The 17,912-nt window shown below is 62.2% G+C and carries 13 protein-coding genes; 9 read left to right on the forward strand and 4 right to left on the reverse strand.

The features are described from left to right. Positions 1-126: 126 nt before the first annotated feature. From sucC to AC1DON_RS08795, 5 genes are all read left to right on the forward strand, one after another. Positions 127-1,332, forward strand: coding sequence for an ADP-forming succinate--CoA ligase subunit beta (gene sucC / locus AC1DON_RS08775; RefSeq protein WP_476934408.1), 1,206 nt, complete (start codon positions 127-129; stop codon positions 1,330-1,332). Positions 1,333-1,338: 6 nt separating this feature from the next. After that, positions 1,339-2,226 (forward strand): succinate--CoA ligase subunit alpha, encoded by an 888-nt coding sequence (sucD, locus tag AC1DON_RS08780; protein ID WP_476934409.1) that lies wholly within the window; start codon positions 1,339-1,341, stop codon positions 2,224-2,226. Between the two features lie 253 nt (positions 2,227-2,479). Further along, a complete protein-coding gene (locus tag AC1DON_RS08785; RefSeq protein WP_476934410.1) occupies positions 2,480-5,434 on the forward strand; it encodes a 2-oxoglutarate dehydrogenase E1 component in 2,955 nt (984 codons plus the stop codon). Between the two features lie 73 nt (positions 5,435-5,507). Beyond that, complete coding sequence (gene odhB, locus AC1DON_RS08790) at positions 5,508-7,046, forward strand: 2-oxoglutarate dehydrogenase complex dihydrolipoyllysine-residue succinyltransferase (protein ID WP_476934411.1); 1,539 nt, start codon at positions 5,508-5,510, stop codon at positions 7,044-7,046. Positions 7,047-7,316: 270 nt separating this feature from the next. Then, positions 7,317-8,435 (forward strand): patatin-like phospholipase family protein, encoded by a 1,119-nt coding sequence (locus tag AC1DON_RS08795; protein ID WP_476934412.1) that lies wholly within the window; start codon positions 7,317-7,319, stop codon positions 8,433-8,435. Here the strand turns inward: AC1DON_RS08795 and AC1DON_RS08800 are convergent. Then, entirely contained in the window at positions 8,387-9,433 is a 1,047-nt protein-coding gene (locus AC1DON_RS08800) for a sterol desaturase family protein (RefSeq protein WP_476934413.1), read from the reverse strand. The genes AC1DON_RS08795 and AC1DON_RS08800 overlap by 49 nt on opposite strands. Before the next feature lie 109 nt (positions 9,434-9,542). Between AC1DON_RS08800 and AC1DON_RS08805 the strand changes: the two genes are divergently transcribed. The 3 genes from AC1DON_RS08805 (at position 9,543) to lpdA (ending at position 12,596) form a co-directional block, all read left to right on the forward strand. Next, positions 9,543-10,421, forward strand: a complete 879-nt coding sequence (locus AC1DON_RS08805; protein ID WP_476934414.1) for a hypothetical protein — start codon at positions 9,543-9,545, stop codon at positions 10,419-10,421. Positions 10,422-10,523: 102 nt separating this feature from the next. Then, positions 10,524-11,057: a hypothetical protein gene (locus AC1DON_RS08810; RefSeq protein WP_476934415.1), complete on the forward strand. Its 534-nt coding sequence runs from the start codon at positions 10,524-10,526 to the stop codon at positions 11,055-11,057. Between the two features lie 129 nt (positions 11,058-11,186). Continuing rightward, the gene (gene lpdA / locus AC1DON_RS08815; protein ID WP_476934416.1) at positions 11,187-12,596 is read left to right on the forward strand and encodes a dihydrolipoyl dehydrogenase; all 1,410 of its coding nucleotides are present in this window, start codon (positions 11,187-11,189) and stop codon (positions 12,594-12,596) included. Positions 12,597-12,737: 141 nt separating this feature from the next. Here the strand turns inward: lpdA and AC1DON_RS08820 are convergent, their stop codons facing one another. The 3 genes from AC1DON_RS08820 to AC1DON_RS08830 form a co-directional block, all read right to left on the reverse strand. Beyond that, positions 12,738-13,685: a c-type cytochrome gene (locus AC1DON_RS08820; RefSeq protein ID WP_476934417.1), complete on the reverse strand. Its 948-nt coding sequence runs from the start codon at positions 13,683-13,685 to the stop codon at positions 12,738-12,740. 54 nt (positions 13,686-13,739) lie between these two features. Continuing rightward, the gene (locus AC1DON_RS08825; protein WP_476934418.1) at positions 13,740-14,657 is read right to left on the reverse strand and encodes a tyrosine recombinase XerC; all 918 of its coding nucleotides are present in this window, start codon (positions 14,655-14,657) and stop codon (positions 13,740-13,742) included. Between the two features lie 251 nt (positions 14,658-14,908). Beyond that, a complete protein-coding gene (locus AC1DON_RS08830; RefSeq protein ID WP_476934419.1) occupies positions 14,909-15,601 on the reverse strand; it encodes a DUF484 family protein in 693 nt (230 codons plus the stop codon). A gap of 91 nt (positions 15,602-15,692) precedes the next feature. Here AC1DON_RS08830 and AC1DON_RS08835 point away from each other — a divergent pair, with 91 nt between their 5' ends. After that, positions 15,693-17,891, forward strand: a complete 2,199-nt coding sequence (locus tag AC1DON_RS08835; RefSeq protein ID WP_476934420.1) for a primosomal protein N' — start codon at positions 15,693-15,695, stop codon at positions 17,889-17,891. Positions 17,892-17,912 lie beyond the last annotated feature (21 nt).

Below are 17,912 nucleotides of genomic sequence, written 5' to 3' on the forward strand. Positions count from 1 at the left end.
GTTCGCGCTAACATTAGCGCTTTCGATCTGCCGCCAACGCACACATCAGAGCCTTTCACGCTCAATTTGTCATGAATTGAACGGGACCGGCTCTGCCGTTCATTTCACTATTGCAAGACCGGTTCCATGAACATTCACGAGCATCAAGCCAAGGCCGTCCTGAAGCAGTTCGGCGTGGCCGTCCCGCGCGGCTATCCCGCCTTCTCTCCGCAAGAGGCCGAAAAGGCCGCCAAGGACCTCGCCAAGGAGGCCGGTTCCAAGGTCTTCGTCGTCAAGTCGCAGATCCACGCCGGTGGCCGTGGCAAGGGCCGTTTCGAAGGCCTGGGCCCCGACGCCAAGGGCGGCGTCCGCGTCGTCATGTCGCCTGAGGCCGTCAAGGCCAATGCCGACGAAATGCTGGGTCGCGTCCTGGTCACCATCCAGACCGGCGACAAGGGCAAACAGGTCAATCGCCTCTACATCGAAGAAGGCGCCGACATCGTCAAGGAACTGTACCTGTCGCTGCTGGTCGACCGCGAAACCTCCAAGGTCTCGGTCGTCGCTTCGACCGAAGGCGGCATGAGCATCGAAGACGTTGCCCACGACACGCCGGAAAAGATCCACACCTTCACCATCGACCCCGCCACCGGCGTCTTCCCGACCCACGCCCGCACGCTGGCGGCGTCCCTGGGCCTGAAGGGTGACTTGGCCAAGCAGGGCGCAAAGCTCCTCGGTCAACTGTACGCGGCGTTCAACGCCAAGGACATGGACATGCTGGAAATCAACCCGCTGATCATCACGGGTGACGATCGCCTGCTGGTCCTGGACGCCAAGATGTCCTTCGACAGCAACGCCCTGTTCCGTCACCCGGACATCGTTGAACTGCGCGACACGACCGAAGAAGACGAGAAGGAAATCGAAGCCTCGAAGTTCGACCTGTCCTACATCGCCCTTGACGGCGAAATCGGCTGCATGGTCAACGGCGCCGGCCTGGCCATGGCCACGCTCGACATCATCAAGCTGTATGGCTCCGAGCCCGCCAACTTCCTCGACGTCGGCGGCGGCGCCACGACCGAAAAGGTCACGGCAGCCTTCAAGATCATCACCTCGGATCCCAAGGTCAAGGGCATACTGGTCAACATCTTCGGCGGCATCATGAAGTGCGACATCATCGCCCAAGGCGTGATCGCGGCTGTTAAGGAAGTCGGCCTGAAGGTGCCTCTGGTTGTCCGTCTCGAAGGCACCAATGTCGAGCTCGGCAAGAAAATCATCAATGAAAGCGGTCTGAACGTGATCGCCGCCGACGATCTGGCCGATGCGGCCGCCAAGATCGTCAAAGCCGTCAAGGGTTAAGCGCTTATGTCAGTCCTCATTACCAGAAACACCAAGGTCATCACGCAGGGTTTCACCGGCGCGCAAGGTACCTTCCACTCCGAACAGGCTATCGCTTACGGCACCAAGGTTGTTGGCGGCGTGACCCCCGGCAAGGGCGGCACCACGCACATCGGCCTGCCGGTCTTCGACAGCGTTGCCGAAGCCAAGGACCGTACCGGTGCTGACGCGTCGGCCATCTACGTCCCGCCGCCCTTCGCGGCCGACGCCATCCTGGAAGCCATCGAAGCGGAAATCCCGCTGATCGTCTGCATCACCGAAGGCATTCCGGTGCTGGACATGGTCAAGGTGAAGAAGGCGCTGCAAGGCTCCAAGTCGCGCCTGATCGGGCCGAACTGCCCGGGCGTCCTGACGCCAAACGAATGCAAGATCGGCATCATGCCGGGCAACATCTTCTCCAAGGGTTCGGTGGGCGTTGTTTCGCGCTCGGGAACGCTTACCTATGAAGCCGTGTTCCAGACGACCAATGCCGGTCTCGGTCAAACCACCGCTGTTGGCATCGGCGGCGACCCGGTCAAGGGCACCGAGTTCATCGACGTCCTGGAAATGTTCCTGGCCGACGACGAAACCAAGTCGATCATCATGATCGGCGAAATCGGTGGTTCGGCTGAAGAAGACGCCGCCCAGTTCCTGCGTGACGAAGCCAAGCGCGGCCGTAAGAAGCCGATGGCCGGCTTTATCGCGGGCCGCACGGCGCCTCCGGGCCGCCGCATGGGCCACGCCGGCGCCATCATCTCCGGCGGCAAGGGCGGTGCGGAAGACAAGATCGCAGCCATGGAAGCGGCTGGTATCAAGGTCGCCCCGTCGCCTGCAGCGCTGGGCGAGACCCTGCTTGCAGTCCTGAAGGGCCTGTAACAAACGATAGCTTTGTTTGTCGGACTATTAATACTTTTCCGGCTAAACAGGGCATTAGAAAACTGGTATGCGTACCCTGTACTGCGTGCGGTGAGGAGAAACCGCCTCACCGCGACGCGCGGTACAGGAGCAAGAACGGACGGTGTCGTGATTGGCCGTCCACACCTTGAAACAACTGCATCGGCGTTCCGGTGCATACAAAATGTGTGAAAGGCAGGCGGTGTCGTAGTTGGCCGTCTGACAGGCAAACACCATGGCGGACGATTCCGGCCGGCTCAATCAGGTCTTCGCGGAGACCTCTTTCCTCTACGGCGCAAACGCCGTCTTCATCGAAATGATGCAGGAGAGGTGGGCCGAAGATCCCAACTCCGTGCCGCCGGAATGGCGGGCATTCTTCGATCAGCTGCTCGACCGCCCCGACAATGTGAAGGCCAACGCCAATGTTGCCGCCTGGGCCAATCCTGGCCAGGGTCCGCGCGACGAACTGATTTCTGCCATGGACGGCTTCTGGCCGGCGGTTGCCGCCAAGGTCGAAAAGGGCATCCAGCAGCGCAATCCGCAAGCCTCGGTCGCCGATACGCAGAGCGCCGCGCGCGACTCGATCCGCGCCCTGATGCTGGTCCGCGCCTTCCGTATCCGTGGCCACCTGCAATCCAACCTCGACCCGCTGGGCATCGAGCCGCCGATCCAGAATCCGGAACTGACGCCGGAATACTGGGGCTTCACGGCTGCCGACCAGGACCGTCCGATCTTCATCGACGGCGTGCTGGGTCTCGAGACGGCGACCCTCAAGGAAATCCTCGCCATCGTGCGCCGCACCTACTGCGGCAATATCGGTGTCCAGTACATGCACATTTCCGATCCGGCCGAAAAGGCGTGGGTCCAGGAGCGCATCGAGGGCCGCGATAAGGAAATCACCTTCACCAAGGAAGGCAAGATCGCCATCCTGAAGAAGCTGGTCGAGACCGAAGGCTTCGAACGCTTCTGTCACCGCCGCTTCCCGGGCACCAAGCGCTTTGGCCTCGATGGCGGTGAAGCCATGATCCCGGCGCTTGAGCAGATCATCAAGCGTGGCGGCGCGCTTGGCGTCAAGGACATCATCTTCGGCATGGCCCACCGCGGCCGCCTGAACGTGCTGGCCGGCGTCATGGGCAAGCCCTACCGCGCCATCTTCCACGAGTTCCAGGGTGGTTCGACCCTGCCGTCGGACATCGAAGGCTCGTCGGACGTCAAGTATCACATGGGCGCCTCGTCGGACCGGTCGTTCGACGGCAACAACGTCCACCTGTCCCTGACGGCCAACCCGTCGCACCTGGAAATCGTCAACCCGGTTGTCCTGGGCAAGACGCGCGCCAAGCAGGCGTTCCAGAACAAGGACAAGCACGATGCTTCGCCCGATCGCGGCGGCGCTGTCGGCCTGCTGATCCACGGCGACGCGGCCTTTGCTGGCCAGGGCGTCGGCATGGAATGCTTCGCGCTGATGGGCCTGAAGGGCTACAAGACGGGGGGCACGCTGCACTTCGTCATCAACAACCAGATCGGCTTTACGACAAGCCCACGCTTCTCGCGCTCGACACCGTATCCGTCGGACGTGGCGCTGATGGCGCAGGCGCCGATCCTGCACTGTAACGGTGACGATCCCGAAGCCGTCGTCTTCGCGGCCAAGATGGCGACTGAGTTCCGCCAGAAGTTCGCCAAGGACGTGGTCGTGGACATGTTCTGTTACCGCCGCTTCGGTCACAACGAAGGCGACGATCCTACGTTCACCCAGCCGATCATGTACGCCAAGATCAAGAACCATCCGTCGACGCGCGAACTGTACGCGCAGCGCCTGGTTCAGGAAGGCGTCGTGACGCAGGCCGAAGCCGACGGCTTTGTCGCGGACTTCGACAAGTTCCTCGATGAAGAGTTCGAGGCCGGGAAGGCCTACCGCGCCACCAAGGCCGACTGGCTTGACGGCAAGTGGCAAGGCCTGGGCCTGCCCGAAGAAGACGAGCGCCGTGGCACCACCTCGGTTCCGCGCGCCAAGCTGGTCGAAATCGGCAAGAAGATCACCACCATCCCGAACGATATCGACGCCCACAAGACGTTGAAGCGCGTCATCGAGGCGCGTCAGCAGATGATCGCCAGCGGCGAAGGCCTCGACTGGGCCACCGCCGAATCCCTGGCCTTCTGCTCACTGCTCGATGAAGGCTTTCCGGTACGCCTGTCGGGCCAGGACTCGATCCGCGGCACCTTCTCGCAGCGCCATTCGGGCTTTGTCGATCAGACGACGGAAGAACGCTACTTCCCGTTCAACCACATCCGCGAGGGCCAGGCCCTGTACGAAGGCATCGACTCGGCCCTATCTGAAGAAGCGGTGTTGGGTTACGAATACGGCTACAGCCTCGCCGACCCGAACACCCTGACCCTTTGGGAAGGCCAGTTCGGCGACTTCGTCAACGGCGCCCAGGTCATCATCGACCAGTTCATCACCTCGGGTGAACGCAAGTGGCTGCGTATGTCGGGTCTTGTCATGCTGCTGCCGCATGGCTACGAAGGGCAGGGGCCGGAGCACTCGTCCGCACGCCTCGAACGCTTCCTGCAACAGTGCGCCGAGGACAATATCCAGGTCGCCAACTGCACGACGCCGTCGAACTACTTCCACATCCTGCGCCGCCAGATCCACCGGCCGTTCCGCAAGCCGCTGATCCTGATGACGCCGAAGTCGCTGCTGCGTCACAAGAAGGCGATTTCGTCGCTGTCGGAAATCGCGGAAGGCTCGAGCTTCCACCGCGTCCTGCACGACGACGCCGAGCGCAAGCCCGAAATGGCCGGCATCAAGCTGGTTGCCGACGACAAGATCCGTCGGGTTATCCTGTGTTCGGGCAAGGTCTATTACGACCTGCTGGAAGATCGCGAAAAGAAGGGCATCAAGGACGTCTACCTGATGCGTCTGGAACAGTTCTATCCGTGGCCGATGAAGTCACTGATGACGGAACTGGGCCGCTTCGCCAATGCTGAACTGGTCTGGTGCCAGGAAGAGCCGAAGAACATGGGCGGCTGGTCATTCGTTGACCCGTGGCTGGAACTGACGCTCGAACGCCTCAAGATCAAGGCCAAGCGCGCCCGCTATGTCGGTCGCCCGGCTTCGGCCTCGACGGCAGCGGGTCAGATGAGCCGCCACCTCAAGGAACTCGAAACGTTCCTCAACGACGCGTTCGCATAAACCCTTCTCCCCGAACTTGCCCGCCGCCAATGCGCGGCGGGCTTACAAAACATGCTGAAATTGGAGCCTGACAATGGCTGACATCCTCGTTCCCGTTCTGGGAGAATCCGTAACCGAAGCCACCGTCGCCAAGTGGACAAAGAAGAATGGCGACGCCGTCAAGAAGGACGAAGTGCTGGTCGAGCTGGAAACCGACAAGGTTTCGCTCGAAGTCGCTTCGCCCGCTGACGGCACGCTGCAAATCCTGGTCGGCGAAGGCGAAACCGTCGTTCCGGGCACCAAGCTCGGCACCGTTGGTGGCGCTGGCGCGACAGCTGCGCCTGCGGCTCCTGCCGCTGCTGCCGCCCCCGCTGCCAAGACCGCCGGGCCGGCACCGGCTGCTGCACCTGCCGCTTCGGGTGGCGCGGCCCTGCTCGACGTCAAGACCCCGGTCATGGGCGAAAGCGTCGCTGAAGGCACCATCTCGACGTGGCGCAAGAAGAAGGGCGACGCCGTCAAGAAGGACGAAGTCCTGGTCGAAATCGAAACCGATAAGGTTGCTGTTGAAGTGGCATCTCCAGCCGATGGTACGTTGGCTGACATCCTGGCCGGTGACGGTGCGACTGTGACGCCGGGCCAGGTCATTGCCAAGATCTCGACCGATGGTTCGGTTGCCGCGACTTCGGCGCCTGCCGCAGCCGCCGCTCCGGCACCTGTCGCCGCGGCTGCGACTGCCGATACCGGCAAGCCGCTGTCGCCCGCCGTCCAGCGCATCGTCTCCGAAACCGGTCTCGACCCGAACAAGGTCGACGGCACGGGCAAGGACGGCCGCATCACCAAGGGCGACGCCTTGGCGGCCCTGTCTTCGCCGGCCCCGACGCCGGTTGCCGTCGCGCCGGTGCCTTCGGCTCCTGTCGCGCCGCGCCCGGTTGGCGCCCGTGAGGACCGTGTGAAGATGACGCGTCTGCGTCAGACGATTGCGCGCCGCCTGAAGGAATCGCAGAACACCGCCGCCCAGCTGACGACGTTCAACGAAGTCGACATGACGGCCATCATGACGATGCGCAACGCATACAAGGACGTGTTCGAGAAGCGCCACGGCGTGAAGCTCGGCTTCATGTCCTTCTTTGCCAAGGCGGTTGTCGCCGCGCTGAAGGACATTCCGGCGGTCAACGCCGAAATTGAAGGCACGGACATCATCTACAAGAACCACTATGACCTGGGCGTTGCAGTCGGCACCGACAAGGGCCTGGTCGTTCCGGTCCTGCGCGATGTCGACACCCTGTCGCTGGCCGGTATCGAAAAGGGCATCGCGGCCCTGGGCAAGCAGGCGCGCGATGGCACCCTGTCGATCGACCAGTTGCAAGGCGGTACCTTCACCATCACCAACGGCGGCATCTACGGTTCGTTGATGTCGACGCCGATCCTGAACATGCCGCAGGTCGGCATCCTGGGGATGCACTCGATCAAGGAACGCCCGATGGCGGTCAATGGTCAGGTGGTTATCCGTCCGATGATGTATCTGGCCCTGTCCTACGATCACCGGATTGTCGACGGCAAGGAAGCCGTGACATTCCTGGTCCGTGTCAAGGAAGGCCTGGAAGATCCGCAAAGGTTTGTGCTTGACGTGTAAGCACGAATTAGTATCGGGGTTTGCGGGTGTGCCGAGGCGAAAGTACAGCTTTCGCCCGCCACGGGCCCCAAGTCTTCCCTAATTCAATAAAAAACCTCGCCCTTGAAAGGGCGGGGTTTTTTATTGAAAAAGAAWGGTTGTGGGGTCGCGGACCCCACGCCCCGGTACATATCCGCGCTTCACCGGCCACCCCCAACTATGGTAATCACAGCCATGCAGCGCCTCCTCCTCCTTCTCTGTGCATGTCTCTCGCTGACCGGTTGCCTCAGCATGCCGCGCGAACTCTTCGACGACACGGCGCAGAAACAGGCCCAGCCCGTCGGCTTCACCGCCATCCGCATGACCTCCGACGACAACCAGCTGACCGAACGGCTAGAACAGGATCTGCGCACCCAAAGACAGGCCCGCACCACTTCCGGTCCCTTGTCGATCCTGGCGCTGTCCGGTGGTGGTGCGGACGGAGCCTTCGGCGCCGGCGTGCTCAACGGCTGGACCAAGCGCGGCGACCGGCCCGAGTTCGATGTAGTGACTGGCGTATCGACCGGGGCACTGATCGCACCCTTCGCCTATCTCGGCAGCGCCTATGACGACCGTCTACGCGAAGCCTACACCAGCGGCATCGCGACCGAAGCCATGTCGAAACGGGGGGTCGGCGCCCTGTTCACACCGGGTATGTTCAGCTCACGACGATTTGCTGCCCTGGTCGAATACTTCGTCGATGTGCCGATGATCGAAGCCATCGCCGCCAAGACCGGTCGCGGTGGCCGGCTCTATGTCGCCACGACCAATCTCGATACCCAAAGTGGCGTCATCTGGGACATCGGCGCCATCGCGACCCAAGGCGTTGGCCGCGACAAGCGCGACGGCGGCGACAAGGGCCGAACGGAGGCCTGCACCCTGATCCGCCAGATTCTGGCCGCGTCCGCCAGCGTGCCGGGCGCCTTTGCGCCTGTGATGATCAGCACCCAAACGCCGGACGGCACCCGGATCGAAGAGATGCATGTCGACGGCAGTGTCACCATGCCCTTCTTCGTCCTGCCGGAATCGATGCTGAGCTGGACCGTGCCGCAGGACCTCCGCACCAACGCGCGCATCTATGTCCTGATCAATGGCAATGTCAGCCCGCACTTCGCCGTCACCCGCAATCGCAGCCTGGATGTGGCGGCGCGCAGTCTCGACACTCTGACCCGGGCTCAGGCGCGCACGACGCTGATCTCCATTCGTGGGTTCGCCGCGCGTAACGGGGTGAGTGTACTGACTGCCAGCATTCCGGACGACTTCACCGGCGGCGGTCTGCTGGCCTTTGACCAGAACAGCATGAAGCGCGTTTTCGCGCTGGGCTATGCCCGCGGCGTAGCAGGTGAGGCCTTCACGCCTGACGGCGTATAACCACGGGTAATCGCGTGCCAGGCCAGCGCGAACGGATGAAGCAGGCTGCCGGTCGCGCTGTGCACGTCTTCCTCGCCCGGAGAGCCAAAGCGCAGACGCTGTTTCGCGACGGGGAGGCGCAATGTCCCGAATATCCGGTCCCATACCGCCAGGCACGAGCCAAGATTGCAGTCGTAGTGCGCCGGATCGTCTGAATGGTGCAGGTGGTGGTGGCCGGGGCTAAGGAACCATTTCCCGAGCGTGCCCGTAAACGCAATGCGGATGTGCGAATGCTGTAGGTGGACAATGGTATACATGAACGCCACCAGGATAATGTTCGTTCCGGAAACCTGTGCAACGTGCGCATTACCCAGCATGTATTGCCCCACGCCTTGCACGGTGCCGATCGTCAGCGCCAGGATGTTGGCGAAGATCAGGCTGTCAACCGGATGCATGCGGGCGGCCGTCAAAGGCGTCAGGACTTCGGCCGTATGATGGACGCGGTGAAATGGCCATAACCACGCCGTCCGGTGCTTGAGCCAGTGATCGAACCAGTAGCCGAAATCGTAGGCCAGGAAGGTAGCGACGGTCAGGATGACCATGCCTGCCCAGTCCGGCAGGATGGCCGGAACCGCCCCGAATGTATCCCGCAGCAGGCTGCCGACCAGATGGTTGATGCTGCCCGCCGAGATCAGGCCCCAGCCGATCAGGGTGGCCGTGACGAAGGTGTTGAGCAGGAACATGCCAATATCGGCGCGCGTCGAACGATGCACCCAGATGCTGCCGGGAAATAGCGCCCGCGTCAAGGCCTTGAGGGACAAGGCATGACGGCGCCGCCGGCGCAGGCCGAGAAAAGCTATCGAAATCACCAGGGCGGACATCAGGGACATCAGCGAATAGGTCGACCCCGCGGCCAGGAAAACACGGGCGAGCACGCCACCGACGGCGGCAAGGCGATCAAAAAAAAGGGACGCGGCATCAGGCGGCATGGCGGCACTATAGGGCGTCGTATTTGACATTGACTTAATCGCCACGGTCGCTCGCGAAAAATTCCGGCAACAGAGAAAATTGAGACAAATCCGACGCCTTGTGATTAGTCTATTTGAAATAATAAATCCGGGGAATTGCATGACCATTCGTACTTTTCTGGCGTCAGCCATAGCCGTCGCGACCGTCTTGTCGCTCGCCGCACCACTGCATGCCGAGACCCGGTCGCAGGCTATGCGCCGCAAGGAAGTCTTCACGGACCTGGATGCGGAAAAGGGCCAGGCCCACGTCAAGGCGGCCATGACCGTGCCGATGGAAACGCTCCTGGCCAAGGCCGACATCCAGCACCCGCAGAATATGCTGCAATATGGTCTGGGACTCTATCTTGGCCGCCCGACGGCGACGGCGTCGATGCCCAAGGGCGAGAAGGAAAAGCTGAAGGCCGCCTATCGCGCCCTGCTTGATCAGTACCTGACGGCCAGCGACAAGTTCGGCAGCGTTACCTTCGACGAAGATGCGATGCTCGATAATGGTGACTTCTGGGTCTATCTGGCCCAGCACATAGGCAGACCGAAAGAGCGCCAGCCGGTTAATCAGGTCGGTGCGGGCGTCGATTCGACAGGGGCTGCGACCAATATGTTTATGGTCGACCGGATGGAAAACGATGCCGACGACTATAATCTGGTCACCGAGCCGATCATCCGCCGCCAGGTGGCCAACGCCGCCATTACCTGCTCCACGACGGCGCGTTCGTTCGCGCGCATGAAGAAGGCGCAAACGGTTGCCATCGCCGAGACCAAGCTGACGCCGGAAAAATACGCCGAAATGCGCGTGACGGCGGCGCGGATCTACCGCACCTCCTACGTCCTGGGCGTCCGTGCCTGCGCGACCGAGGCCAACTTCGTGTCTGCCGCCGACTTTGCTGGCCAGAACCTGGGGACGCTGGGCGGGTTGAAGGATGATCCGGAGGCGAAGCTGGCCGAGCTGCAGGGTGCAGACGCGCCGCAACTCGAGGAATAACTCCAAAATACGAGGAATAGCCAGGATGTGCGGTTTAGGTTAATATCGCCGTTAACCGAAACCGCGACGCCCCGTGCGGGCCTGCGACCCGAGGGGGGAATCATGAAGTTTTTCCGGTATTTGCTCGTCGCCATCACGGTACTTTACGCGGCATGGATCGCCTTCCCGGTGGCCAAGAATTTCCTGTTCCCGCCGGATATGGGCCAGTCGGTGCCGTCGATGCAGGCCGATCGCATGGATCATTCGGCAGACTCCGGGCCAATGGACGGTGACTCGGCTATGCCGATCGACTCGATCCAGGGGGACACGGCTGTCGAAGCTATCGAGACACAGAATACGCCGGTGATTGCGCTGTGGGCGGGAGTCATCATGCTCTATCTGGTCGCGGCCCTGCTGCACGCCAACGGCAATGTCCGCGCGGCCCTGACCTATGCCCTCGGTTTCCTGGCTGACCTAGCCCTGACCTACCTGACTTCGGGCAGCCCCCGGTTCGGCATTACCGATAAGATTTTCGACGTCCTGTCGACGTGGGATCCGCGCTATGTGCTGACCCTGCTGGCGCTTGTGCTGGGCTTGATGATCTACGCTTCACGCCTGCGTCCCAAGCCCAAGATGATGCGCGCCGAGCTGGATTAGTTTGAGTTGTTACGTCTTCAAGCCAGTGCCTCGAAGATTCGCCATATCGCTTGAGTTTTGACTTGACCCGATGGCCTTGGGCTCCTACGTGCTGGGCATCCGAATTCCTTGACGTGAGAGGGCTTTGACGTGGCCGAGGATCAGAATTTCGACGTAGTCATCATTGGTGGCGGACCGGGTGGATACAATGCCGCCGTTCGTGCCGGGCAACTGGGTCTGAAGACCGCTATTGTCGAAATGCGCGGCGTCCTGGGCGGCACCTGCCTGAACGTCGGCTGCATGCCGTCGAAGGCGCTGCTGCACGCTTCGGAACTGTTCGAAGCGGCGTCGTCCGAATTCGCCAATATCGGCATCGAGGTGCCGGCGCCGAAGCTCAACCTCGTCCAGATGATGAAGGCCAAGCAGGACAGCGTCACCGCCCTGACCAAGGGCGTAGAGTTCCTCATGAAGAAGAACAAGGTGACCTATTTCGCCGGTCGCGGCACCATCGCCGGCCAGGGCCGTGTAGCGGTTGCGGGCAATGACGGTTCGAACCAGACCCTGATCACCAAGAATATCGTCATCGCCACCGGCTCCGAGCCTACGCCGCTGCCGGGCGTCGATGTCGACCAGAAGCAGATTGTCGATTCCACAGGCGCCCTGTCGCTGTCGGCCGTACCGAAGTCACTGGTCGTCGTCGGCGCCGGCATTATCGGTCTGGAACTGGGTTCGGTTTGGCGCCGGCTGGGCGCGCAGGTCACCGTCGTCGAATTCCTCGACCGCATCACGCCGGGCATGGACACCGAAGTCGCGACCGCCTTCCAGAAGGCGCTGGTCAAGCAGGGCGTCAGCTTCAAGCTCGGCACCAAGGTGACCAAGGCCGTCACCGGTTCGAAGGGCGTTGAACTGACGCTGGAACCGGCTGCTGGCGGTGCGCAGGAAAAGCTGACCGCCGACGTCGTGCTGGTCGCCATCGGCCGCCGCCCCTTCACCAAGGGTCTGGGCCTGGAAGCGGTTGGCGTTACGACCGATCAACGCGGCTTTATCCCGACCAACCACTTCAAGACAGCCGCGCCGGGCGTATGGGCCATCGGTGACGTCATCACCGGTCCGATGCTGGCGCACAAGGCTGAAGAAGATGCGGTGGCTTGTATCGAACTGATCGCCGGCAAGGCGGGTCACGTCGATTACAACCTGGTCCCGAGCGTCGTTTACACCTTCCCGGAAGTTGCCTGGGTCGGCCAGACCGAAGACCAGCTCAAGGCTGCCGGCGTGCAGTACAAGACGGGCAAGTTCCCGTTCATCGCCAACAGCCGCGCCAAGATCAACCACGAGACTGAGGGCTTTGTGAAGTTCCTGGCCGACGCCAAGACCGACAAGGTCCTGGGCGTGCACATGATGGGCCCGCAGGTCGGCGAAATGGTCGGCGAAGTCTGCGTGCTGATGGCATTCGGCGGCGCTTCGGAAGACCTGGCGCGTACCTGCCACCCGCACCCGACGCGTTCGGAAGCGGTGCGCCAGGCGGCCATGGGCGTCGAAGGCTGGACGATGCAAGCTTAACTTATGGGGTTTGGGGCCCGCGGCCCCAAGTCTTACAAAATCAAAGAAAAAGCCTGGCCTCAAAAAGGCCAGGCTTTTTCTTTAATATCAGGAAGGTCTATGGGGACACAGCCCCCAACCCCATAAGTTAGGGCTGTGTCATCACGGCTGCAGGCTCCCGAGATAGGCCGCGATGTTGAGGCGATCCGCAGCCGTCAATGCCTCGGAAATGGGTTTCATGGGCGCACTGCCCGGGTTTGCCCGTGCACCTGAGCGGAAATCATAGAGCTGACGGACAATATAGGTCGGAGACCGGCCGGCAATGCCGGGAACGCCGCCGCTGCCCTTGAGATCATTTCCGTGGCAGCTGATGCATGCGGCGTCTGCCACCCGTGCCTCACCTTTTTGGATGCTGCCGACGGGGACATAGGCGGTGAAGGTAACCCGATTGTCGCGCAGTTCGAAGCGCTCGAAATCATCCGGAACTTCGATGATGCGATCACCCAAGGGCTCGGTGCCGCCTGCGGCCGAGCGCTTTAAAATCCAGGCAGCCAGCTCTGTCTTTGGGGCATCGCGGGTCTCCACCACACGCAGGAAGGATCGTGGTTTAAGCGCTGCGAAATAGTCTGCGGCCGCTTCGGTATCCTTCATGCTGGTCCCGATGGCGGCTTTTGCCATGTTTTCCGTAGGGGCGCGGTGGACGGAAGATGTCCGGCTGCCGTCGCGAAACGCGTCCATCTGCGCGATAATGTAAGACCTCGGCAGGCCGGCGATACTGGCGTTTTCTGGACGGCCCACACCGGTTGGCAGGTGGCAATACCCACACGCTGCTGCGCCATTGCCGCCGCCATGCACGACCACTTCTGGCATGAAGGGGTGGTCTTCCGGATGCCAGTCGGGCGCGGAGGCAAGGTTCTTCACATCCGCCTTGTGGAAAGCCGCTTTGCTGTCGGGCACGTGATAAAGCGCGGTGTCGACCGGGGCAGGGGCGGTCGCATCCGGCTTCATCGGATAGGCCCAATCCGGCGGCCCGCTGGCTTCGGGCTTCGGTGAGCAGCCCCACAGAACACTCACGCACACGAAAATGGCTAGGCGGTGTGATACACCCATGGACGCCCCCTGTTTTTCAGACGAGGAGGCGCCGGTCAGAGGGCTATGTCAAGCCTACCCTTTCGGATGCGCGGCCGCATAGGCGCTGAGCAGCTTTTCGGTATCGACCTGGGTGTACTTCTGCGTTGTCGACAGCGAGGCGTGCCCCAGCAGTTCCTGGATCGAGCGCAGGTCGGCGCCGGAGCCGAGGAGATGGGTGGCGAACGAATGGCGCAGGGCGTGCGGTGTGGCGCGATCGCTCAAGCCCAGGCGCGAGCGCATATGCTGGACGCTGGCCTGAACATGGCGCGGCGACAGCTCGCCGCCGCGTTTGGCGCGAAACACCTTGTCGGACGGCTGCAAAGTAAAGGGCTGCTTGGCTTTATAAGCCTCGATGGCGTCGCGCACTGTCGGCAGGACGGGCAGGACGCGCATCTTGTTGCCCTTGCCGGTAACGCGCAGTGTATCGGTCAATGGCGTTTCGGCCACCGTCAGGGCCAGGGCCTCGGAAATCCGCAAACCAAGCCCGTACAGAAGCATATAGACGGCTTCGTCGCGGAGGTTTTCCCAGTCATCGCGATCGGCGTCCATGTGCGTTTCGGTAATCAGGCCGATGGCTTGGTCCGGATTGAGCGGGCGGGGCAGGGTGGCTTTCAGGCGCGGGCCGCGCAGCATCGCGACCTGGGCATTGGCGAGGTCGTGGTGCAGGTCCAGCCATTTGTGGAAGGTCTTGATCGCCGACACGTGTTGTGCCACCGATCTTGGCGACAACGGCGGGTCCTTGGCGCGCAGATGCGCCATCCAGCCACGCAGATCTGCTGACGATATCGACACGACATCGTCCAGCGTCGGTTCTGCACTCAGAGTCCGCGCCAGATGTCCCAGATACTGTTTGAGGGCATGGCCATAGGCCTCAAGGGTGCGCGGCGAACACCGACGCTGCCCTTTAAGCCATTGGAACCATTGTAATTGCGCGTCGGCGAGGGTGATCATCGGGCCGGCGGACAACGCTTCACGTTTTGGGCGGCCTCCCTGCCCCGCCGCAAAGAATGCCGGAGACGGTGAGAGGGCTTACTCCAAACAACACCTTGTTGGGTCGGGGAGGGAGACCAAAACGACGCAAAGCGCCCGTCCGCTTATACTCCTTACGAGAACAGGTTGGGATAAGTTAAGCGTAAAGAATAAGCAAAGATTTGCTAAGTGCGCGTTACCGAACCGTGATGACGATTACAGAACGCGCAGGATTACAGAACGGGCCAGCGGTCAGCGACACGCTCGACGACGCGGGCGACAAAAGCGACCAGTTCTGCGCCCATTTCCGGCGAGAAGCCGTCAAAGTCATTGGAACCGAAGGCGACTATTCCTGGCCGGCCTTCACGCCACAGAGCGATGCGCAGGACGGCGGCCGATTTGATCCGGCGGACCTCGTCGTCGAAGAGAACGCGGCAGACGCCGTCGGGCCCTAGAAGGCTCAGGCCCTGCTCGCCAATAATGTAATCGACACCACCGTCGTCGAGTGTCTTCCAACCCAGGGGCACAGGGCCGGTATTTTCCAGTGCGATCGACGCGGCGACCAGGCCGAAGCGGTTGCGCGCTTCTTCGTGCAGGCGTCGCGCCAGATCGGACAGATTGCGGGCCTCCATCAGGCTGAGGCTTAAGGCGTGGGTCTGGCCCTGGGCATCGAAATTGGCCTTGGCTGTCGCTTCCAACTGGCGGCGGACATCGAAGTCCTTGAGCGCACGCTGCTCCAGCTTGGCCAGGGCCGCTGGGCCGAAATCGATGAGATGGCGCGACTTGGGCTGGAGCCCCATGGCTTCGAGCAGGGCCTTGTCGTGCAGGATGGCATCGGCGTGCGCGACCATGTGGCGGCGCACGGCCTGCCAGTCGTCGAGATCGAGCGTCGGACTGCCGGTTTCGGTGTTCATCGCTGCCGCCATAAGAAAGTTCCTCGAAACTGTAGCCCGGCATCCGGCATCTGTGAAGCGCTTTTGCAGGTGACCTGTGTCGATTCATGCTAGAGGTGAGCCGATGACTACGTCCGCGCCCCAATTGAGACTGCCGGTTAACCAAAGCCTTAGGGTGGCAAAGGTTGTGGTGCTGGCACCGATGGACGCAGCGCTCGATTATCTGATCCCGGAAGGTATGGATGTAGCGCCCGGCGACCACGTCCAGGTGCCGCTGGGCCACGCGAAAGTGCGGGGTCTGGTTATCGGTTTCGAAACCACTCCAGACGAAGATCTAAAGCTCAAAGCCATCCAGTTGAGGCTTGACGATCCGCCGGTGCCAGAGGCGTCGCTGACCTTCTGGCTGTGGGCGTCGCAATGGACGCTGACGCCGCCGGGCGTATTTCTGGTCGGTTGCCTGAGGGCTCTGCGGGCCACCAAGGGGCAGGCGCGGATGGGCTATGTCCGCAGCGACCAGGCACCGACGCGCATGACCAAGGCGCGCGAGCGGGTGCTGGAAACGGCTGTCCTGCCCATGGGGCTGAGCGAACTGGCCTTTGCTTCCGGTGTGTCACCGGGTGTGGTCACGGCGCTGGAAAAGGACGGCGCGCTCCTAAAGGTCGAGATGCGCGATGAAGACCCGCCGCAACCCAACCCGGACTTTGCGCCGGCCAAGCTCAGCGAAGGCCAGGCGGCGGCGCACAGTCTGATGCGTGACGAGCAGGTGAAGCGGGCGTTCGCGCCAGTGCTGCTCGACGGTGTCACCGGTTCGGGCAAGACCGAGGTGTATCTTGAGACCGTTGCCGATGTGCTGCGCGACGATCCTGAGGCACAGGTCCTAGTCCTGCTGCCGGAAATCGCTTTGACGCAAGCCGTCATGGGCCGTCTGCAGGCGCGCTTTGGCGTCGAGGTGGCGCAATGGCACGCCAACATCTCCAATGGCTCGCGCCGCCGCATCTGGGAAGGCGTGGCGGCCGGCAAGGTTCGGCTGGTGGTCGGCGCGCGTTCGGCCCTGTTCCTGCCCTATAGGCGGCTGGGCCTGATCGTCGTCGACGAGGAACACGACAGCTCATACAAACAGGAAGAGGGCGTGCGCTATCATGCCCGCGACCTGGCGGTGTTCCGCGCCCGGCTTGACGGCGCCATGATCATCCTGGCCTCGGCGACGCCGTCGCTCGAGACCCTGACCAATGCCGAAAAAGGCCGCTATACCTGGATACGGTTGGAGCAGCGCCACGGCACGGCGCAACTGCCTGACATCGCCTTGATCGACATGAAGGCGCACGCCCCCGACAAAGGGCGCTGGCTGTCCGATACGCTGGTGGGCGCCATCATCGCCACCCTGAAACGCGGTGAGCAGGTCATGCTGTTCCTCAATCGCCGCGGCTATGCGCCCTTGGTGCTGTGCAAGGCGTGCGGCGAGAAGATGACTTCGCCCAAGACCGATTCGTGGCTGGTCGAACATCGCTCTTCGGGGCGTCTGGTCTGTCACCTGACAGGCTTTTCGATGAAGAAGCCGGCGCGTTGTCCGCACTGCGGCGCGATGGACAGCCTGATTTCCGTTGGACCGGGCGTCGAGCGTATCCTCGAGGAAGTTCAGGAACGCTTCCCCGAGGCGCGCTCCGAAGTGTTCAGCTCGGACACGACGCCGGATGCCGCGACCTCGGCCGATCTGGTCCGACGGATTGAAGATCATGAGATCGATATCGTCATCGCCACCCAGGCTGCGGCCAAGGGGCACAACTTCCCGAACCTGACGCTTGTCGGCATTGTCGATGCCGATCTGGGCCTGAAAGGCGGGGACCTGCGTGCGGCGGAGCGGACCTTCCAGTTGCTGGCCCAGGCGACCGGCCGGGCGGGACGCAAGGTCAAGGCGGGGCGGGCGATGATCCAGACCTATTCGCCAGAGCACCCGGTCATGCAGGCCTTGGCACGGCAAGACCGCGAGGCCTTCTACGCCTACGAATCGATGTCGCGCGAGATGGCCAAGTTCCCGCCGTTCGGCCGCCTGGGAGCCGTGATCCTTCAAGCCCGCGACCAGCCCCTGCTCAACCGGTTCGCGCGCGAACTGGCCTTGTTTATTCCAAACAGCGAAGGCATCGACGTCTATGGCCCTGCCGACGCGCCGCTGGCGCTTGTGCGCGGGCAGTGGCGCAAACGCTTCTTGGTCCGCGCCGATCGTAACCGTGACCTTCAGGCCTTCCTCAGTCACTGGCTGGGGGCGATCAAACGCCCTAACGCCATTCGCATGATCGTCGATATCGACCCGTACAGCTTTCTGTGATATACCAAGCTTTGGTAATGG

It is taken from the genome of Asticcacaulis sp. P4_H10, from assembly GCF_056400965.1.